The sequence below is a fragment of the Rhizobium leguminosarum genome, assembly GCF_002953715.1.
GTDB lineage: Bacteria > Pseudomonadota > Alphaproteobacteria > Rhizobiales > Rhizobiaceae > Rhizobium > Rhizobium leguminosarum_V.
Genome location: NZ_CP025012.1, coordinates 2,618,557 through 2,636,933, shown reverse-complemented (window position 1 = coordinate 2,636,933; position 18,377 = coordinate 2,618,557). Strand labels below are relative to the sequence as shown.

The following is an 18,377-nucleotide window of genomic DNA, read 5'->3' as shown; positions in this document are numbered from 1 at the left end:
TCAAGCGAACAGGGCCGGCGATAGCACAATTCCGTGTTCGGGCGAACCAAGGGAGTTGATGCGTCACCCTCGACTGACACTCTTGAACGCGGTGATAATGCTTTGTGCGGCGAGTTGCGCCTCATCTGATGTCGTCTGGAAATTGGTGACGGAGAGGCGCAGGACGTCGCGGCCGCGCCATTTGGCGCCGCCGGCGAAGATCATGCCGTCCGCCTGGATCTTTTCGATCGTCTTTCGCGTCAGCGCGTCGCCTTCTTCGGGGGGCAAGTCCGTTCCGAAGCGGATGACGAGCTGGTTCAGCACGACGTCGTTCAGTATGCCGATGCCCGGTTGCCGCGACAGGAGATCGGCGATCAGCCGCGCTGAGGCGCAGCACTGATCGATGAGGGTGGTGATGCCGTCGCGGCCGAGATGTTTCAGCATCGCCCAGGTGGCAAAGCCGCGTGCCCTTCTCGAAAGCTCGGGCACATAATGGGAGGGATCGCGTTCGCCTTGCCCGGCGAGCGGCAGATAGCTCGCGGCGATCGTCATCGCGCGGCGATGGGCGAGTTCGTCGCGGACGATGGCATAGCCGCAATCATAGGGCGTCTGCAGCCATTTGTGGCCGTCAGTCGCCCAGCTGTCGGCCGCTTCGATGCCGCGGCTGAGGTGGCTGGTCTTCATCGATGCCTGCGCCCAGAGGCCAAAGGCACCATCGACATGCACCCAGGCGCCTTTCGCCTTCACCAACGGGATGATGGCGGCGAAATCGTCGAAGGCGCCAGTATTGATCTGCCCCGCCTGGAGAATGGCGATGGCAGGTCCAGAGACGGTATCGAGTGTGCCCGCCAGCGCGGCCGGGTCTATCCGGCCGACCGGATCGGTGCGCACGCGCAGCACGCGATCGTGGCCGAGGCCTAGGAATTGCAGCGCGGAGAACACCGTTGTGTGGGCATCGTCGCCAATCAGCACGGTAATCTCGGGGGCGCCGAACAGGCCGTTGGCATCGGCATCCCAACCCACCTGGCGCAGCACCTCGCGGCGTGCGGCGGCAAGGCAGGTGAAGTTCGCCACCGTCGCACCCGTGACGAAACCGACCGAGCTTTCGGCCGGCAGTTGCAGGAGATCGAGGAGCCATCTCGCCGCGACGGTCTCGACGGCAGACGCGGCCGGGGCAACGGCATGGTTTCCGGCATTCTGGCCCCAGGCGCTGGTGAGGAAATCAGCCGCAACGCCGACCGGATGGGAGCCGCCGATGACCCAGCCGAAAAAGCGCGGCCCTGTGGTCGCATGCAGCCCGGGTTCGGCGCCGTCCGAGAGACGCCTGATGACATCAAGCATATCGGAACCGGCCGCCGGCAGCGGCTCTTCGAAACAGGCAAGCGAGGCTGCGTAATCGTGGACAGGCACATGGCGGGCGGGCGCTGCCTGCCGGAATCCCGCCGCAAGGCGGGCGGCTTCCTGAAACAGAGATGCAATTGCCGTCATGCGGATCCCCCTGCCGCCACCGATCCTGGAGGGCCTCACCCTCGAAAGCAGGCTGCCGGCACACGCAATCTAGCCGATATCGCCGGGGCTGTCTTCGCCTGGCAGATCCCGGATCTGGGTTCCGGGGCCTTCCTTGGGCGTGCCGAGACCTCAAGACAAATTGAGCATCGGGGAGGCGCTTCCTAAATATCTACAATAACTACCTTATCCCGTTCTGTGCATTTTTGAAATTTCGTGGCTCTTGTTAAAAATGATTGCCTTTTTTCAAGTATCGTTCAATAATGTGGAAATATCATTTGCACCATTGTCAAGTTGGTGCTGCCAATCAACGGGGTATGTGCACTGAAATATTTCCTTCTCTACGCGCTTACGTGCACGTTGGTCGGGATAGTTCTTCTCTTCATCATCCGTGAAGTTGTACCATTCGCGATCGACAAGCCAACCGAGCAATCAGCGGCCGGACCAACCGGTGAGCCGTTGAACGCGGCAACCGGCGAGCCGGCGCCCGCGGCAACCGGGGAGTCGGTGCCCGGGCCAACAACCGATCAATCCGCCGTCCAGCCAGCCGATCCCTTGGTCGTCCGGTCCACCGGCCAGCCGGTCGACGGGCCAACTGGTAAACCAGTGGGCGGACCGACCGACGAACCGGCCGTGAGGCCGACCGATCAATCGGCAGTCGGGCCAACCGATGGACCGGTCATCCGGAAGGGCGGTCGGCTGGGGAGCCCAGCGCAGTGATCGGCGCTTGAGATGATGGATTCCGTTCGATCTCGTAACTCCGAGCATATGCTAAAGTACCAAGCTTCCTGACACCGGTTGACGGCTGGGGCCATCTGTATTGAGAGTACCTCTCATCTTGCAGGAGGTCCCGATGGATGGAAGCGGCACGACGATCAGACATATCCAGGCAGACGAAGTGGAGGCTTTCCGGCGCATCCGTCTGGAAGCGCTTCGCACCGAACCTTCCCTCTTTGCAAGCCGCTACGAAGACTGGGCGGCTCTTTCTCTCGAGGAGTGGCGCAATCGCCTGAACGAGCCGGTTTTCATCGCCTTTCAGGATGGCGAACCTGTCGGCATAACGGGCCTGCTTCGGCAGCGGTCGAGCAAGATGGTCCATCGCGCGACGATCATCATGGTTTACATAAGAAGGAGCCTGCGCGGAACGGGCCTTGCTGGGAAGCTGCTCAGCGCGGTTGCCGATCACGCGCGCGATATCGGCATCCTGCAGCTGGAACTCTTCGTCAGCGCGGAGAACCCGGCGGCAATACGGTTCTATCAGCGGGAAGGCTTTTCCGAGATCGGCAGGATTCCCGCCGGGGTTCTGGAGGAGGGCAGGGAGATCGACGACGTCATGATGGCTCGCCGTCTGGTCGGTTAGGTTTCAGCGCATTTCGGCTTGCCTCACCTATTAACCTCAAGCGGGGTTGGGGTTGCAGCATGCCGGCATGGGCTGGAGGTTCGGCCGTGACGAAAATTCTGAAAGACGAGGATCTGGTCGGCAGCGCGTTGATGGCGGTCGCAATCGATGCGCTCGAGACCGCCTTTCTCGCGAGAGCCGGCAATCGGCTGATCTCTCCGCCCCGGCATCATGTCTCGTTTCCCGATCGCGGCGATCTTGTCTTCACCGTCGGCGGCATCCTCGGCGACACACCGCTCGCGGGCTTCCGGGTCTATGAAACATTCGACGGGGCGGAGCATTCGCAGATCGTCGCGGTGTGGTCGGCTGACAATGCGAAGCTCAAGGGCATTGTTCTCGGAGAGCGTCTCGGCAACCTCAGAACCGGTGCGATCGGAGGAGTCGCGATCCGCCACCTTAGTGCGCCGGATGCCAGGATCGTCGGGATCGTCGGCAGTGGAGCCCAAGCACGAACCCAGCTTGCCGCGGCTGCCGCCGTTCGGAAACTGGACCGCGCCCGCGTCTTTAGCCGCGACGAGAAAAGTTGCGCCGCCTTTGCAGCTGAGATGCAGCAGGCCTTCGATATTGAAGTGGAGCCTGCCGGCAGCGCCTCTGAAGCCGTCGATGGTGCCGACATCGTCATCTGCGCGACGACGAGCCAGATGCCCGTCATCCATGCGCGGGATTTGAAACCCGGCGTGCACGTCAACACCGTCGGCCCGAAAACACATGAGGGATACGAACTCGGCCTGGATATCGCCGATGTCGCAGCCGTGATCGCGACGGACTCTCCCGAACAGACGCGCGCCTATGCTTCGCCCTTTTTCCTCACCGGCTCCGGCAATGAGCATCGCATGGCCGACCTTGCCGATATCATTGCCGGGAAAGTGGCCGGTCGGGGATCGCCCGAGGATACGACCCTGTTTTGCTCCGTCGGGCTGGCCGGAACCGAAGTCGTCGTCGCTTCGGCAATCCTGGATATGCAGTGAGCCAGTTCTCAGGCCAGCCCCAGAACATCTCCCATGCCGTATTCGCCGGGTGCGCGCCCTGCGATCCAACGGGCGGCGGCAAGCGCGCCGCGGGCGAACATGCCGCGATCGAGAGCCGAATGCGAGAGCGTCACAACTTCCTCGGCGGCGGCAAAGAGCACGCTGTGTTCTCCGACGATCCCGCCGGCGCGCAACACGGCGAAGCCGATTTCGCCGGTTGGGCGCTCGCCGGTGATGCCGTCGCGCCCGCGCCGCTCGACGGATGCAAGGGAAATTCCACGGCCCTCGGCGGCGGCTTCGCCGAGCATCAGTGCCGTGCCGGACGGCGCGTCGATCTTCCTGTTGTGATGAGCTTCGAGGATTTCGATATCCCAGCCATGCGCGGGAAGGGCGCGGGCCGCCTGGGCGACCAGGCCGACCAGCATGTTGACGCCGATGGAGAAATTGCCGGAGCGCAGGATCGGAATCGCGCGAGCAGCCTCTGCGATCCGTTCGAGTTCATCCGGCTCGAAACCCGTCGCCCCGATCACCAGGGCCGGTCCACCGGCCGAAGCGCACAAGCCGGCAAGTTCGGCGGCAGCGCTTCCCGTCGTGAAATCCAAGATCACGTCGGCCGCCTTAATCGCGGCCGAACGGTCGATCAGCCCGGCGCCTGCGGAGCCCTCACGGCCGATGCCGCCGACGAACGCCAAAGCCGGATCGGCCGCCAGCAGCGGCAAGATGGCGCGCCCCATGCGGCCGTTCGCGCCGGCGACGGCTATTTTGATTGGTGAGGTCACGGTCTTTCCTAACTCAGGAGGGCAGGTGTGGTTGGGAGGGGTTTTGGCGTTTTGCGCGCAGACCAAGCAAAACGATAGCGTAAACAACGAGTACCGTTGGCGTTCCCCCAAGATCGGAAGTACGAGGAGGCTGTCGCCGGGGCCGCCAACTTCGTCTGCCGCCATGGTCGGCGTCGTCAATATGGCGAGCGTCAATGGCGAGAAGAACACCCATGGAAATGCGATTGTGTGTGGCAGCCATCTAAGCCGCTTGAGCCTTCGCGCAGCGAAAATTGCTGAAACAGGTATCAGGATGTTCAAAACGAAGACGAGCGAAAGCGCGATGAAGTCCGGCAGGATTGTCGGGTAGTGCGGATCATATTCCATCAGGCTTTCTCAAAGACTGCTATCGATGGGATGTCGGCCAGTCCCAGCGGGTCACCTGAGGCTTACCAGTTGCCGGGATCGGCGGTGTGATCGATGCTGGCGAATTCGTCGGCCTTGTCCCGGTCCAGCTTCACCTCCGTGGCCACCTTCGTCTCGTCGGTGACGGAGTAGCGGTCAGGGATCGGTCCGGTTGATAGTTCCTGGTACATGAGCAAGGCGGCCTCCTCGGCGGTATCGGCCTCGATCTCCCGGGTGATTGATACGGTGAACTTGTGCATTGCTTCGGCTTTCTCTATCGGCGCGCCGGCGTGTGCGCAGCTTGCACAGTCTGACACGAGTTTTGTGTCGATGACACCAAAACTGCTCGCTTAGAATTTGATTCATGCGATGGCTTCAGGTCTTTGTTTTTATGTGTGTCGTGGTGCCAAGCCGCCACCGCCGGCTTCCCCGAATTGACGAATCGCGGCCGCCTCGGCATCTTTGGCTCGGCGTGGCCTAACGCCGAACCTCTCCAGACCTTCCCCAGCAGGGTCTTCAACCGGAGGCAAAGGGACTTTCGTCTCGGGTCGTGATCTTGGTCCTGATGTTTTGGGCTGTTGCTGGGGAACGATGTCCGGAACGTGAGAGGCCCTGATATGACTGAGAATGGAAATTTCAAACGGCGGGTGCGTGCGCGCGCCGCCAAGACGGGTGAATCCTACACCACTGCCCGCATGCATGTTCTCCCCAAGTCGGCGAACGACGCAGCGCCTGAGGCAAGACGCCTGCGTCTCGCCGTGGCGCAGTCCACCTATGCGGACGATCCCCGCGATATCGACAAGCTTCGCTGGAGCGGCCAGGAGATGCGCCTGCTGATGCGGCAGGCGCGGGAGGCGGGCGCGCGGCTCGTCCATTTTCCCGAAGGGGCGACATCATCGCCGAACAAGCGCATCATGTCGGAAATCGGGCCGCGAGAGATCGGGCTTTCCGATTGGCGACGGTTCGAATGGGCGGTGCTTCGCGAGGAGTTGGATTCAACGCGCAGGCTGGCGCGTGAGTTGGGACTCTGGACGGTCATCGGTTCGGTGCATCCGCTGACGGCGCCGCACCGGCCGCACAACAGCCTCTATGTCGTCTCCGACCGAGGCGAACTGGTGACGCGCTACGACGAGCGCCTGCTGTCGAACACCAAGATCTCCTTTATGTACACGCCGGGTTCGATCCCCGTGACCTTCGAGGTCGACGGCATCCGCTTTGGCTGCTCGCTCGGTATGGAGTGCAACTTTCCTGAAATTTTCACCGAATACGAGCGGCTCGATGTCCACTGCGTGCTGTTTTCGTCCACTGGGGGGACGCCGGCCAACGATACCTCCTTCGCCGCCGAGGTGCAGGGGTATGCGGCGAGCAACAGGTACTGGGTGAGTTTTTCCATACTCGCACATCCCGGTTTAGCCGGCCCGGTGTCTTCGGGGATCGTCGCTCCCGGTGGCCGGTGGGCGGCGCAATGCCCTGCGGATGGAACGGCGGCGATATCGCTCGCCGATATCGACGACAATCCCGGCGATATTGCCCGGCCGTGGCGACGCAAGGCGCGGAGCGGCCTCTACGAGCCGCACCGCGTGGTGGGCGATCCGCGTAGCGACGCGCGGGATAGGTTTTAGAACCGTATCGAACCTCATCTATGCGACGCGCTTGCCAATGATTTTCCTGTGGCTCAGGCGCGTTAAATTTTATCACCGGTGGCTCGACCCCACCGGTGATGCAGCACCAAAAGAGCCTCATTCTAAGGGGCCCGAAGGTCGATGGTCGCAAGTCGAGGCGTCAATCTCTGGCATTGAGCCGCGTTATAATTAGCAATGACGCTTGGCGGCCGAGCGGTCACTCAGGGATGAACCCTTCCTAAGCGACCACGCCGGATATCATATCAGCCGAACCGCTTACCAGGCTGAACTCACCGTCACAAAGACGATAAAACCCGTCTTGGGGAACGGGCAATTCCAGCATTTCCTGCTTTGAAAGCCCGGCATATACACCACGAACCAATCTGCCAAACAGCCCGTGAGAAATCGCAACTGTCGGTCCACGTATGTCTACGATCCAGTCCTTTGCTCGCGCACAGGCAGCATCGAAGCTCTCCCCGTCTGGAGATTTGAAATACCAATCAAAAGCGTCGGACCCGTCCAGCATTCCTGGAAACTCGTTGTCGATCTCGAACTTGGTCATGCCGTCCCAAGAACCGACGGTCACCTCCATTAGCCGCGATTCCGGACGAGCCGTCAGCGGCAATACACGTTCGATGCGAGCCGCAGTCTCCTGCGTTCTGCCGAGAGGGCTGACATGGAGTTGGAAAGATTGTTCGCTCCCTGCCATTTCCTTCTTCAGAAGCTTCGCCATCTGTTCGGCCTGTACGATGCCGCGCTCTGTCAGCGGTGAATCTTTTTGGCCCTGGAACCGACCTAAGGTGTTCCAAATGGTCTCGCCATGGCGAAGCAGGTAAATCACTGGCGTTGTCCTAGATGAATACAACAATTCGATGAACTAAGAGCCGAAGGGGTGCTTTTAGCAGCTAAGTGATGCGACGGATCAATGATGACCGCAACTGATGCGATTTAGATAAGCCTGGTCTTCGGCTGTCGGCCGAAGCGGGCACTTCGACCACTTAACAGCGTTCGGCAGTTGCCAGCGTGAAATCGCTTCCATGGGCTGGAGAAAGACAGTTTGCCTCTTATTTCACTGGGCAATGCGAAACGAAGAGCGAAAGGACCGCGCAATGGCAAAGAACACGATCTGCGTATGGTACGACAAAGAGGCTGAGGCGGCTGCCCGCTTCTATGCCGCGACTTTTCCCGACAGCGCCGTGGGTGCCGTCATTCGTGCACCGGGAGATTATCCTGACGGCAAGCAGGGAGACGTACTGGTCGTCGAATTCACCGTTGCGGGCATTCCTTGCATCGGCCTGAACGGCGGTCCTGCGTTCAAACACAACGAAGCCTTCTCATTTCAGATCGCAACCGACGATCAGGAAGAAACCGATCGCTATTGGAACGCCATCGTCGGCAATGGCGGCCAGGAAAGCGAGTGCGGTTGGTGCAAGGACAAATGGGGCGTGTCCTGGCAGATTACGCCGCGCGTCCTCTCCGAAGCGCTCTCGGCAGGTGGTGGCCAGGCAAAGCGCGCTTTTGACGCGATGATGACCATGAGGAAGATCGACATTGCGGCGATCGAGGCGGCGCGGCGCGGCTGAGGTGGCCTTGCGCAGAACGATCTTTTGCCAGGGCTCGGATCTGGTGTGATCCGGCCCGGTGGCGATCTTCGCAGTCGGCTCAGAACCAGAGGTCGCGCACGCAGCGCCCTTTGGAAGGCAGGTCTTCAAACGTGTCCAGGCCGTCGAAGTGATCGATGGGCAGGTCCCGAACGAGATCCGGCGGCGCAAGCCGCATGTTGACGGCCATGCGCCGGCGGCCATCCTTTCGAAGCCGCAGGCCGCGCCAGCTCAAGACACAGGCGCAGGATGGGCAGAATAAGATCTCGAGAGACGGTTCGTCCCTGTCGGCGCGGGTGTAGGAGGCGGTCTCACCGGTGAGAGCGATGCGCTCTCCTTCGTAGTCATATGCCCACAGTGTGCCGTAGCGCCGGCAGAGCGTGCAGTTGCAGGCGGTGATCGAGCCCGGATCACCCTCAAGTGTCCAGCTCGCCTTGCCGCAATGACATGAGCCCGTCAGCATGAGTAGGTTCCGTCCTGTACCATACAACGATCGCAATCTGCCCCAATCCCGTGACGATCGCAATTGGCGCTTTTCGCCGCCGCCTGCTTCCAGCGCTTGCGAACCAATACCTCCTGTCGGCAGATTTTTTGAAATTTCTAATTGAGTTCGCGGCTGGAGGATGGTTTTCTGCGACCCAGCGTAGCTGAGTCCACGCCTCCTCCCGATTTTTGATCCGAGTGGCCCATGTCGATTTCAGATGCGATCTATCGTCCCTTCGAAACCTTGATCCGGCCGCTCGACATCCCCTACCGGCCGATGCCCACCAAGGGGCCCGTGGCAGTCCTCATACACTTCATCGCGATGTTTCGGGGCGTCATCATCACCATGGCGCTGACCTCGATGGCCATCGAAGCCATCAACCTTACGATCATCTGGGGTCTTTCGGTCATTGTCGACGGAGTGACGACACGAGGCGTGGAGCTCTTCGTCGACAGTAATTTCCGGCTGCTGGCAGTCCTCGCCTTTCTGCTTTTTCCGGTGATGCCCATTCTCTTCTACATCACCAATATTCTCAATTCGCATACGATCGGCATCAGCCTGCCCGTTGCGATTCAATGGCAGGGGCACAAGGCCGTCGAGCGGCAGGACCTCGCCTTCTTCCATGATCTTTTCGCCGGCCAGGTCGCATCCCGGCTCGGTCAGGTCGCCAATGCCGTCCAGCAACAGATCCTGATCGCGTTCCAGACGGCACCGCGCTTTCTCCTTCAGATCATCGGCTCCGTTCTTCTTCTGCTCGCGCTCTCCTGGCAGCTTGCGCTGCCAGTCATCGTCTGGGTTGCCTTCAACGTGCTCTTTGCGATCAAGGTCGTTCCGGATTTTACGGAGCGCGCCCGCCGCTCGGCAAAGCAGAACAGCCTCATCTCCGGTGCCCTGACGGACATTTACGGCAACATCCAGATGGTCAAGCAGTTCGCAGCAGAAGACAGCGAGGCAGGTGCGCTCAGAAAGATCATGTCCAAGGGGGTCGATACGCTTCACCACGAACAGCGCATCTACCGGACAACCGAACTCGTCGTCATCAGCCTCAACATGGTGCTCTGGCTCGTCATGCTCGGCATTGGTTTCTGGGGGCTTTTTGACCGATTCCTGACCGTGGGCGATTTCGCCGCAACGGTTTATATCCTCCAACGCCTCTCGGCAGGGTCCTTCACCTTCCTGCAAATGGGACAGCAGATCTTCCGCGCGCTCGGCACGATCAAGGATGCCATGCCGGTCATGACAACACCGCCCACCATCACCGATCGGCCGGATGCGGCCGAACTGACGGTCAGCCGTGGGGAGATCCATTTCGAGAACGTCCGCTTCGCCTACAAGTCCGGCAAACCTGTCATCGATGGCCTGTCGCTGACGGTTCGGCCCGGCGAAAAGGTCGGGCTTGTCGGCCTCTCCGGTGCTGGCAAGACGACGCTGGTCAGCCTGCTGCTGCGTTTTTACGACATAGAGGACGGCGCTATCCTGATCGACGGGCAGGACATCCGCGCGGTCACGCAGGCAAGCCTTCGCCGCGCCATCGGCGTCATCGCGCAGGACGTCGCGCTGCTGCACCGTTCGGTCGGCGACAATATCCGCTACGGCCGGCCGGAGGCGACGACGGACGAGATCGAAGCGGTGGCGAAGATGGCCAGCGCCGATGCCTTCATCGCCGATCTTTCCGACGCCGAAGGCCGCAAGGGCTATGAGGCCTTCGTCGGCGACCGCGGCATCAAACTGTCAGGCGGCCAGCGCCAGCGCGTGGCCATCGCCCGCGTTCTCTTGAAGGACGCGCCGATACTGGTCCTCGACGAGGCGACCTCCGCCCTCGACAGCGAGTCCGAAGCCGCCATCCAGGAAAGGCTGAACCTCGTCATGGAGGGAAAGGCGGTGATCGCCATCGCCCACCGCCTGTCGACGATTGCCAGGATGGACCGGATCGTCGTGCTCGATCACGGGCGCATCGTGGAAGAGGGCAGGCCGGACGAATTGGTCGAACGGGACGGCCTGTTTGCCCGCCTGTGGAAACGCCAGACCGGCGGCTTCATTCCCGAAGACATCGACGATCCCTTGCTGGCCTCGCCTGCGACCTGACCGAGTGGTCTATGACGGCGACGCGAGGCCTCTTCTCCGACGACCTCTGCCCTGGTCGAAATGCCCGCATTGCACCCGGATGGCGGGGCGATGGTGCCACATGCGCCTGTGTTGCCAAAAAACCTGCCGGTCATGTCGGAGCGCGTGTCGCTCGTTCGTCCTTTGCCTGAATGCAGCGACAATGGAGATGCCGGATGGGCGACCTTACCCTCACCACCTTCGACTGGGTTCCCGAGATGCCGCGGGGCTATGTGCGTGACCTGGGTGTGCGCTGGGCGCTCGAAGAGAGCGGCTTGCCCTATCACGTCGAGAGCGTGCTGTTTCGCGATCGCAATCCGGAGCATTTCGTGCATCAGCCCTTCGGCCAAGTGCCGTGGCTGACCGATGGCGATATCTCGATCTTCGAGAGCGGGGCGATCCTGCTGCATCTCGGCAATCGCAGCGATGCACTGATGCCTGCCGATCCACGCGGTCGCGCCGAAGTTCTGGAATGGCTATTTGCGGCGCTCAATTCCGTCGAGGCGGCAAGCCTGCCCTGGTCGATTTTGATCTTTTCCGGCATTACGGGTGACGCGCCGGCATACGGGCTTATGGACTCATTCCTCAAGGACCACCGGCTGAAGCACATGGAGCCGGTCCTGGCAGGGCGAATGGCTGGCCGGCACCTTCTCCGTCGCCGACATCCTCATGGCCGATGTGCTGCGCCTCATTGACCGGTTCGACGGGCTGGCGGGATATCCCGCCTGCCGAGACTATGTCTCGCGCGCCATGGCCCGCCCCTCCTTCGCAAAGGCGCATGCCGACCAGATGGCCCATTTTGCCGCGGCAGACTGCAAGACCGGCGCTTAGAAGCTGGCGGGATCAGCACCTGATCGATCACTGCCCCTTGACGATCGCGGCGGCTGTCCTGCCTATTGCCCGCAAGGAAACCGGGGCAGGGTGGTCATGATCAATCCGTCGAGCAGATCAGTCACGCGCGACCCCGATGTCACCATCCGACGCATCCTGAAGGTCAACCATGCGGGCGAGTTCGGCGCTATCAGGATCTATGGCGCCCAGATTCTGGTGGCCCGGCGGCTGTTCCCCGACATCGTGCCAACGCTTGAAGAGATGCGTAAGGACGAGATCGACCATTGTCGCCTGTTTCGCGAGGCGATGCCTGCAAGGGGCGCCAAGCCCTGCCGCGTCATGTCATTCTGGAGCCTCGGCGGTTCTGTGCTCGGCTTCCTGACGGCGCTTGGCGGGCGGAACATGGTCTGGATCTGCACAGAGGCGGTCGAAAGCACGGTCCACCGCCATCTCGAAGATCAACTGGCTTTCCTTCCGCAGCGCGATCCCGGGCTTCATGCGCTCATCGCGTCCATCCAGGAACAGGAACTGGCGCACCTTCGGAAGGCCGAAAGCAGCCAGAAAGGGCGGGGCCTCAGCCACGCCCTGCTCTTGCCCGTCGTTGGTGCTCCTTACCGATTTGATGATCTGGCTCTCCACATGGGGAGATTCAAGTTGGATGCGCGCCGAAATGGCGCGTGCGGGGAGGAGCTAGCTTTGTGGAGGACGGCGGCTTCCGCTGCCGGGTCTTGCAGTGATCGGATGACGGCTGGCTCACCTGAACCAGGAGCTTATCCTCAAGTTCGAGAAATAGGCTTGGGTTCCGATGTCGACGAACAGGCCGATGCGGCCGGCCGAAGGCGGTGACTTGGCCTTCGTTATCTCCAGAACCGTCTCGCCGTTTACGGACGCGGCGACGTGATCATCCTGAATCCGAAGTGTCAACTCTATCCATTCGCCGGGTCTGATATCGGCTCCGGCCTCGTAGCGTCCGTCTGGATATTCCTCGCGCAGACGCTCGAACCGCCAATCAGGATAGGAGAAATACTGGACGGCCCGACGCGAGCGCGGAGGATCAGGCTCAAGCCGGAGACCATTCAGAGGCCTTAGGTAAACGGCTTCGAATCCGATTTCGGTTATGCGATAGGCGACCCCTGCGAATGCTCTTGCGTAGTCGGGCGCATCTGCTCGGAGCTCGCCCAGGATGTCGACCGAAATCTCGCCGTTCTCAAACTCGATCGGCAGTTCGAGAAACGTCGGCATGTCGATGTAGTCGATATTCGGGGTGCCTCGGGCCGTGCGCTCATCGAACGTCACGCTCAGAGCCGTTCGGCCGACCTTGTCTGCCGTTGCGACCTCGACTGATCTTGCTTTGGAACCCTGCGGCACCGTGGCGAGATCAAGGAACATCGAAGCTGGATCATTCACACTCATCTCCTCCTGAGGACTTCCAATCGATCAGCCGATCGACGTTAGAATCGCCGCGCAGAGAAAGACATAGGATCGTAGCGATTGCCGCAATTGCTTTTCAAAGCGCCTCTTCCGGATTTTGTTTGCATATCGGGCGGAACAGCGGCCGCTCCGTGTCCGGCCAGATCCAAAGGCCCGCTGACGGAATCGCGGGCTTTGATGAAGACGCTTCCCTCACGCGCTATTCGACCAGCCCAAAGATAGGGCCGTAGCCGCCGTGCCAGGACCAGTCGTTACGGCCCATTTCAGGATTGTAAAGTCCGACACCCCGTCCGCCATCGAGAAACAAGGCATCCGGGCATTTCAGATGGTCGCGGAAGAGCCGTGCGAAATCATGAAAGTTCACTCCGTCTTCGCTGATCGCGAAACGAACCACGCCGAGCTCGCAGGTTCCGACACCGCTGCGGCGGGTCCGGTCTGTCGAGCCGACGATGAAGATCGGGTTCAGCTTGTTGGCGATGACGAGCATCGGGCCGGACTGAGTGGCGAACCGCACCTTGGGCCGACGCTTCAGAAATTCATCGGTCGGGAGTATTCCGGCACCTGCTTCACCCAGAAAGAATACGCCGTTCGGCTTCTTATAGAAATTCGGTACCTGGCCCGAGGAGCTTTCGGCCTCTGTCGTATTGGCGGGCTGCAATTCCCTGGCGTTCTCGACGTAAAGTCCCATCGGCGAAAAATCGGCCCGGTACATCCCGGCGTTGACGGCGAAAGCCAGCATTCGCCCTTCGGCGCGAACGGCTTCGGCAAGGCTTGAAAAAGCGCGGTATGGAGCGCCATCGTCGTTCTTCCAGAACAATCGCAGGTCGGCTTTGCCCGGTTCCAACGTACAGACGACGTATTTCGCCTCTTCGAAGCTTTGCTGCTCGCATGGTTGCGCATGCGCCGGATGCATGGATGTCATCGTTGCTGCCAGCATGATGGCCGCGGCGAGTATGCCTTGTTTGAGATAGGTCATTGGTACAGGACTCTCTTTTCATCTCGCCAATGAAGCGTTTAATTGTGAGATTGCAATAGTTTGATGCGGCGGGACTTCCGGCTCGTTGCGACGCTCGACGATGCTGTATTATAAGGCTGACAAGACGACACGAGGCAGAAGCGATGGTTGGGAAGTTTCTAAAGCGCGATGCAATCATCGACACGATAAAGAGCGAAGAGAGAACGAACGCTCTGCAAAAGCGAACTGGGCAAACCAGGTATCACGTTGATGCGGTGTCTTGCGGGTGCCCCGATGACAATTGCGGAGCATTTCATATCATCAGAACAGAGCGTCCACTTCCATCTGTTGAAAAGGCTGAACAAATTCTCCGATCACATCGACGGGACAGGAAGCTGGCTGAAGATCGATAGGATGTTCGACTGGAAACGCCGACCATTATTGTCTGCCGACCACTGCGATCAATGACTACTCCAGCGATGCATGCCGGAGTTGCCGGCTCCGGTATCGCTGGTTCACAGCGTGATTGGTATCCGCTGATTTATCGCGAAAACCGCAACTCATCGTTCTCGTTATGTTCGTATCGGCGCGATATGAATTCTCCCGATCTTGGAGCAGCGAAAGGGAAGATCATGAGTGTCTACGCAACCGTCGGCGCAATCGATTCCGTCAAATCGAATGTCATGGCCAAGTCCCGCGCCGAGGTGGACGCTTTTTACGATGCTGCCATGGCCAACGGCGGAACGGATGAGGGCGCGCCTGGTTTACGTCCGCACTACGGGCCGAACTGGTATTCCGCTTACGTGCGTGACCCCGCCGGAAACAAGATCGCTGTCGTCCACGACGGCTGAGGCCAGCTCGATCGCCGCAACTCGACGTCTCGGGGATTTCCCTATTTGCCGGCGAATATGACGTGGGGACCGGCGCCGCGATCCGGCGCATCCCTGGGCAGGCCGAAGAAGCGTTTTGCCATTTCGGTCGGGCCGATATCCTCCAGGGATGTGAAGCCCAGGCTCAGCAATCGCTCCGCAATTTCCTTCGGATTGAAGTGCGTCAGCCATGGCTCGCCGGCCGCGGCCGTGCGCGCTCCCATTTCCGTAGCGCGGGCACGGCGTTCGGGCGAATAGTTTTCGAGGGGTTCGCTGTAGTCGAAGACGATGGATGCGCTCGGCAGGCCGGCGACGAAGCGCAACAGCGCAAAGACCGACGCCTCACTGAGATATGGTACGACGCCAAGCCAGATGAAGAAGGACGGCGTTTCGGGCTCGAAGCCGGAATCGATGAGACGCGTTTTCAAATCCTCATGTTCGAAATCGACGGGAACGAATGTCGGCAGGCTCTGCGTCAGTCCGGTCTCGTCAAGCCGCATCTGCTTCCAGCTTTGCGTGGCGGGATGATCGACTTCGAAAACCTTCAGGCCGGCATGAGGATTGCGCAGCGCAAATGTGTCGAGCCCGGCGCCGAGGATGACAGCTTGTCTGACGACCCTTGCGACGGAGAGGCCAAGGCAATCTTCGGCATATCGGCTTCGTGCCGCCATAAACAGGCGAAAGGATCGCGTGGAGGGGTCCTGGGCTTTCAGATCGGCCTCGGCGCAGGCCACCTCGCCGAGGATGCGGCGGGCATAGGGGTCTAAGAAGATGGCGCCGCCGTCCACGCTCTGGTGCGCTGCTCGATAGGCCGCCGCGCCGATCGCGGTGCGGCTTGGTTCCGATGCTCGCATGAAAGCCTCTTTCTCCGTAAATCTGTTGCCGGCGCGGGCAGGAAGCTTGCCGGCACCAGAACCGCGGCGGATACCTTGTCATCGCGGGCAGATTAGAGCATGATTTTAACACTGTAAAGATTGGATCGAAACATGGCCGCGCACGACGGATCGCCCCGCTATCATCACGATAATTTGCGCTCCACACTGCTGTCCGTGGCGAGGGCGCTGCTGGAGGAGGGAGGCCCGGCTGCGCTGAGCATGCGGGAGATCGGCCGCCGCGCTGGCGTCTCGGCTCCGGCGGCATACCATTATTTCAACAGCCTGGACGCCATCGCGGCGGCACTCGCCGAACATGGGTTTGCCGAACTCAGCGAAAGCATCGCTGCGGCGCTAGCCGGTCCTCGGCGCAATCTGCTCGCCGGCGGCATCGCCTATGTCGCCTTTGCCCGCGCGAATCCTGGTCTCTACCGGCTGATGTTCGGGGAGGGTTTTCAGGCCTATTCTAGAGGAAACGAGGCGATACGCGCCCTGCGGATGCAGGTCTACCGGCAGATGAAGGACGACCTGGAAAAGCACCTGACGCCTGGGAACGTGCCGAACGCCGCGCTCTTTCTCTGGTCGCTGACGCATGGCCTCGCCTTGCTGACGATAGACGGCCAGGTCGAACCCGGCGCCGATCCGGACGCAAAGGTCGAGGATATCCTGAAGCTCGCCGGCATGGGGCTGCCTGCCGCGAGATAAGCTCTCGACGCGCTCGGCTTCATCCATCTCCGCATGGAGCCGAGATTGCTCGATCCTATTGTGGACGGCGATGCCAGGCCATTCAATCGCTACCAGGCGGTACGGGCGGTGCCGAGTGCGGTCGTATGAGAGGATGAGACCTGGGCGACGTGCGCCTTGAGCGACACGACGCAGTTTCCCGGAAAGCTGAGGTTGTGCGACGTCAAGTGTTTCAGCAATGTCTCGGCGTCGCGCTTTTCGGTTAGCGGAAATGTCACAGTCATGCGAGTTCTCCAACGAATAAACTGAGCATCCGCACAAATTAATGTCTAAATTCTTTTGCGCTGCAACAAGAAAATTTTAACGATAAAATTAAAATCGATTAACTTGTCGAGCTGCGATTTTAAAATCGTTTGAAATTGGATTCGCGCTTCTCCGTGAAATGCCGGGATTGCTTCGGTCAGCCACGAGGGTAGGTGCCGTCAATGTGGGCATTGACCTATCGGCCCATCTGACCCTCGCAGTTTATGAGTATCCGAACCGGCCCGTTTCGTCCGGTATCCGCCGAGCGTTAAGTGCGCTGGCTGACGTAAGATCGAGCGGTCATCTGCCGTTGCGGGCCGCCCAGCTCCTGAGCCGCAAGCCGTTGAGCCTGATGAAGCCTTCGGCATCATGATGATCGAAGGCGATGGCGCTTTCCTCGAAGGTGACGAGGTCGGCGGAGTAGAGTGAGCAGGGAGAGGCGCGGGAGATGACCGAGGCGCTTCCCTTGTAGAGCCTGAGTGTCACCTCGCCGCTGACGAAAGCCTGGCTGTGGTCGATCAGCGCTTGCAGCATTTCCCGCTCGGGAGCGAACCAGAAGCCGTTATAGATCAGCTCGGCGTAGCGGGGCATGATCTCGTCCTTCAGATGCGCCGCGGCGCGATCGAGCGTGATCGATTCAATGCCGCGGTGTGCCGCGAGCAGGATCGTCCCTCCCGGCGTTTCGTATATTCCCCTCGACTTCATGCCGATGAAGCGGTTTTCGACCAGATCGAGCCGCCCGATGCCATGCCGGCCGCCCAGTCCATTGAGCTCGGTCAACAAGGCGGCCGGTGTCATGGACTTGCCGTTCACCGAAACCGGATCACCCCTCTCGAAACCGATGGTGATGATCTCAGGCGTGTCGGGAGCGTCGACGGGATCGACCGTGCGCTGATAGACATGATCGGGCGCGACCTCCGCCGGATTTTCGAGAATCTTACCTTCGGTCGAGGTGTGCAGCAGGTTGGCGTCGATCGAGAACGGCGCCTCGCCGCGCTTGTCGCTCGGCACCGGGATATGATGCTTCTCGGCATATTCCAGAAGCTGCATGCGGGAGCGGATGTTCCATTGGCGCCAGGGAGCAATGACCTTAAGCGACGGATCGAGCGCATTGACGGCCAGCTCGAACCGAACCTGATCGTTGCCCTTGCCTGTCGCACCGTGGGCAACGGCATCCGCGCCAACCTCCCGGGCTATGCCGACCAGATGCTTGGCAATCAGCGGCCGTGCGATGGAACTGCCCAGCAGATACTGCCCCTCATAGAGCGCGTTCGCCCGCAGCATCGGAAAGACGAAGTCGCTGACGAACTCCTCACGCAGATCGACGATGCGGATGTCCTTGACCCCTGACATCGCAGCCTTGGCGCGCACCGGCTCGAGCTCCTCGCCCTGGCCGAGATCGGCGGTGAAAGTCACCACCTCGCATCCGTAGGTTTCCTGCAACCATTTGAGGATGATCGAAGTATCCAGCCCGCCCGAATAAGAAAGCACAATTTTCTCTATCTTCGTCATTAACCCATATCCATCTCGATGCTGGAACGATAGGCCACGTCCTGCGAAATGAGCTTGCGAAGAACCCGTAAAATTGCGAAAGCTTGGCATATCAT

18 protein-coding genes and 2 pseudogenes are annotated in these 18,377 nt (G+C 60.5%); 10 read left to right on the top strand and 10 right to left on the bottom strand.

What is annotated here, in order from left to right; genetic code table 11:
* Positions 1-63 precede the first annotated feature (63 nt).
* Positions 64-1,467 (bottom strand): pyridoxal phosphate-dependent decarboxylase family protein, encoded by a 1,404-nt coding sequence (locus CUJ84_RS13355; RefSeq protein ID WP_105006565.1) that lies wholly within the window; start codon positions 1,465-1,467, stop codon positions 64-66.
* 312 nt (positions 1,468-1,779) lie between these two features.
* Here CUJ84_RS13355 and CUJ84_RS38770 point away from each other — a divergent pair, with 312 nt between their 5' ends.
* The 3 genes from CUJ84_RS38770 (at position 1,780) to CUJ84_RS13340 (ending at position 3,852) form a co-directional block, all read left to right on the top strand.
* Positions 1,780-2,205 (top strand): hypothetical protein, encoded by a 426-nt coding sequence (locus CUJ84_RS38770; protein WP_105006564.1) that lies wholly within the window; start codon positions 1,780-1,782, stop codon positions 2,203-2,205.
* 133 nt (positions 2,206-2,338) lie between these two features.
* Positions 2,339-2,845 (top strand): GNAT family N-acetyltransferase, encoded by a 507-nt coding sequence (locus tag CUJ84_RS13345; protein WP_105006563.1) that lies wholly within the window; start codon positions 2,339-2,341, stop codon positions 2,843-2,845.
* An 86-nt stretch (positions 2,846-2,931) separates the two neighbouring features.
* Positions 2,932-3,852 carry an ornithine cyclodeaminase family protein gene (locus tag CUJ84_RS13340; protein WP_105006562.1) on the top strand — a complete coding sequence of 307 codons (921 nt, stop codon included), beginning with the start codon at positions 2,932-2,934 and terminating at the stop codon, positions 3,850-3,852.
* A gap of 8 nt (positions 3,853-3,860) precedes the next feature.
* On the opposite strand, the gene dapB is transcribed toward CUJ84_RS13340, so the two are convergent.
* Both dapB and CUJ84_RS13325 read right to left on the bottom strand, forming a co-directional pair.
* Positions 3,861-4,631: a 4-hydroxy-tetrahydrodipicolinate reductase gene (gene dapB / locus CUJ84_RS13335; RefSeq protein ID WP_105006561.1), complete on the bottom strand. Its 771-nt coding sequence runs from the start codon at positions 4,629-4,631 to the stop codon at positions 3,861-3,863.
* A 428-nt stretch (positions 4,632-5,059) separates the two neighbouring features.
* Positions 5,060-5,275 (bottom strand): hypothetical protein, encoded by a 216-nt coding sequence (locus tag CUJ84_RS13325; protein WP_105006559.1) that lies wholly within the window; start codon positions 5,273-5,275, stop codon positions 5,060-5,062.
* A 357-nt stretch (positions 5,276-5,632) separates the two neighbouring features.
* Here CUJ84_RS13325 and CUJ84_RS13320 point away from each other — a divergent pair, with 357 nt between their 5' ends.
* Positions 5,633-6,637: a carbon-nitrogen hydrolase family protein gene (locus tag CUJ84_RS13320; RefSeq protein ID WP_105006558.1), complete on the top strand. Its 1,005-nt coding sequence runs from the start codon at positions 5,633-5,635 to the stop codon at positions 6,635-6,637.
* A 238-nt stretch (positions 6,638-6,875) separates the two neighbouring features.
* On the opposite strand, the gene CUJ84_RS13315 is transcribed toward CUJ84_RS13320, so the two are convergent.
* Positions 6,876-7,478, bottom strand: coding sequence for a histidine phosphatase family protein (locus CUJ84_RS13315; RefSeq protein WP_105006557.1), 603 nt, complete (start codon positions 7,476-7,478; stop codon positions 6,876-6,878).
* A gap of 268 nt (positions 7,479-7,746) precedes the next feature.
* Here CUJ84_RS13315 and CUJ84_RS13310 point away from each other — a divergent pair, with 268 nt between their 5' ends.
* Positions 7,747-8,220, top strand: a complete 474-nt coding sequence (locus CUJ84_RS13310) for a VOC family protein (RefSeq protein WP_105008186.1) — start codon at positions 7,747-7,749, stop codon at positions 8,218-8,220.
* A gap of 79 nt (positions 8,221-8,299) precedes the next feature.
* Here CUJ84_RS13310 and CUJ84_RS13305 read toward each other — a convergent pair whose 3' ends face one another.
* Positions 8,300-8,701, bottom strand: a complete 402-nt coding sequence (locus CUJ84_RS13305; protein ID WP_105006556.1) for a GFA family protein — start codon at positions 8,699-8,701, stop codon at positions 8,300-8,302.
* A 225-nt stretch (positions 8,702-8,926) separates the two neighbouring features.
* Between CUJ84_RS13305 and CUJ84_RS13300 the strand changes: the two genes are divergently transcribed.
* The 3 genes and pseudogenes from CUJ84_RS13300 (at position 8,927) to CUJ84_RS13290 (ending at position 12,350) form a co-directional block, all read left to right on the top strand.
* The gene (locus CUJ84_RS13300) at positions 8,927-10,807 is read left to right on the top strand and encodes an ABC transporter ATP-binding protein (RefSeq protein ID WP_105006555.1); all 1,881 of its coding nucleotides are present in this window, start codon (positions 8,927-8,929) and stop codon (positions 10,805-10,807) included.
* 194 nt (positions 10,808-11,001) lie between these two features.
* Positions 11,002-11,656 (top strand): annotated as a pseudogene (locus CUJ84_RS13295) (glutathione S-transferase family protein).
* A gap of 96 nt (positions 11,657-11,752) precedes the next feature.
* Positions 11,753-12,350, top strand: a pseudogene (locus CUJ84_RS13290) (demethoxyubiquinone hydroxylase family protein).
* 59 nt (positions 12,351-12,409) lie between these two features.
* Here the strand turns inward: CUJ84_RS13290 and CUJ84_RS13285 are convergent.
* Both CUJ84_RS13285 and CUJ84_RS13280 read right to left on the bottom strand, forming a co-directional pair.
* On the bottom strand, positions 12,410-13,045 hold the full coding sequence (locus tag CUJ84_RS13285; RefSeq protein ID WP_105006554.1) for a family 16 glycoside hydrolase: 636 nt from the start codon (positions 13,043-13,045) through the stop codon (positions 12,410-12,412).
* 241 nt (positions 13,046-13,286) lie between these two features.
* Positions 13,287-14,063, bottom strand: coding sequence for a phosphodiester glycosidase family protein (locus CUJ84_RS13280; RefSeq protein WP_105006553.1), 777 nt, complete (start codon positions 14,061-14,063; stop codon positions 13,287-13,289).
* A gap of 611 nt (positions 14,064-14,674) precedes the next feature.
* On the opposite strand from CUJ84_RS13280, the gene CUJ84_RS13275 reads away from it, so the two are divergent.
* Entirely contained in the window at positions 14,675-14,893 is a 219-nt protein-coding gene (locus CUJ84_RS13275) for a hypothetical protein (protein ID WP_105008185.1), read from the top strand.
* Between the two features lie 41 nt (positions 14,894-14,934).
* Here CUJ84_RS13275 and CUJ84_RS13270 read toward each other — a convergent pair whose 3' ends face one another.
* Positions 14,935-15,765: a class I SAM-dependent methyltransferase gene (locus CUJ84_RS13270; protein ID WP_105006552.1), complete on the bottom strand. Its 831-nt coding sequence runs from the start codon at positions 15,763-15,765 to the stop codon at positions 14,935-14,937.
* Between the two features lie 132 nt (positions 15,766-15,897).
* On the opposite strand from CUJ84_RS13270, the gene CUJ84_RS13265 reads away from it, so the two are divergent.
* Positions 15,898-16,488, top strand: a complete 591-nt coding sequence (locus CUJ84_RS13265; protein WP_105006551.1) for a TetR/AcrR family transcriptional regulator — start codon at positions 15,898-15,900, stop codon at positions 16,486-16,488.
* An 89-nt stretch (positions 16,489-16,577) separates the two neighbouring features.
* Here CUJ84_RS13265 and CUJ84_RS38310 read toward each other — a convergent pair whose 3' ends face one another.
* Entirely contained in the window at positions 16,578-16,751 is a 174-nt protein-coding gene (locus CUJ84_RS38310) for a hypothetical protein (RefSeq protein ID WP_017994486.1), read from the bottom strand.
* A 319-nt stretch (positions 16,752-17,070) separates the two neighbouring features.
* Positions 17,071-18,282 (bottom strand): argininosuccinate synthase, encoded by a 1,212-nt coding sequence (locus tag CUJ84_RS13260; RefSeq protein WP_105006550.1) that lies wholly within the window; start codon positions 18,280-18,282, stop codon positions 17,071-17,073.
* Between the last annotated feature and the right edge of the window lie 95 nt (positions 18,283-18,377).

Excerpts from the sequence above, each read along its gene's own strand:
- CUJ84_RS13275 (WP_105008185.1), top strand. The coding sequence starts at position 14,675 with ATGAGTGTCTACGCAACCGTCGGCGCAATCGATTCCGTCAAATCGAAT.
- CUJ84_RS13310 (WP_105008186.1), top strand. The coding sequence starts at position 7,747 with ATGGCAAAGAACACGATCTGCGTATGGTACGACAAAGAGGCTGAGGCG.
- CUJ84_RS13285 (WP_105006554.1), bottom strand. The coding sequence starts at position 13,045 with ATGTTCCTTGATCTCGCCACGGTGCCGCAGGGTTCCAAAGCAAGATCA.
- CUJ84_RS13270 (WP_105006552.1), bottom strand. The coding sequence starts at position 15,765 with ATGCGAGCATCGGAACCAAGCCGCACCGCGATCGGCGCGGCGGCCTAT.
- CUJ84_RS38310 (WP_017994486.1), bottom strand. The coding sequence starts at position 16,751 with ATGACTGTGACATTTCCGCTAACCGAAAAGCGCGACGCCGAGACATTG.
- CUJ84_RS13260 (WP_105006550.1), bottom strand. The coding sequence starts at position 18,282 with ATGACGAAGATAGAGAAAATTGTGCTTTCTTATTCGGGCGGGCTGGAT.
- CUJ84_RS13345 (WP_105006563.1), top strand. The coding sequence starts at position 2,339 with ATGGATGGAAGCGGCACGACGATCAGACATATCCAGGCAGACGAAGTG.
- CUJ84_RS13355 (WP_105006565.1), bottom strand. The coding sequence starts at position 1,467 with ATGACGGCAATTGCATCTCTGTTTCAGGAAGCCGCCCGCCTTGCGGCG.
- CUJ84_RS13305 (WP_105006556.1), bottom strand. The coding sequence starts at position 8,701 with ATGCTGACGGGCTCATGTCATTGCGGCAAGGCGAGCTGGACACTTGAG.
- CUJ84_RS13320 (WP_105006558.1), top strand. The coding sequence starts at position 5,633 with ATGACTGAGAATGGAAATTTCAAACGGCGGGTGCGTGCGCGCGCCGCC.
- CUJ84_RS13265 (WP_105006551.1), top strand. The coding sequence starts at position 15,898 with ATGGCCGCGCACGACGGATCGCCCCGCTATCATCACGATAATTTGCGC.
- CUJ84_RS13325 (WP_105006559.1), bottom strand. The coding sequence starts at position 5,275 with ATGCACAAGTTCACCGTATCAATCACCCGGGAGATCGAGGCCGATACC.
- CUJ84_RS13300 (WP_105006555.1), top strand. The coding sequence starts at position 8,927 with ATGTCGATTTCAGATGCGATCTATCGTCCCTTCGAAACCTTGATCCGG.
- CUJ84_RS13280 (WP_105006553.1), bottom strand. The coding sequence starts at position 14,063 with ATGACCTATCTCAAACAAGGCATACTCGCCGCGGCCATCATGCTGGCA.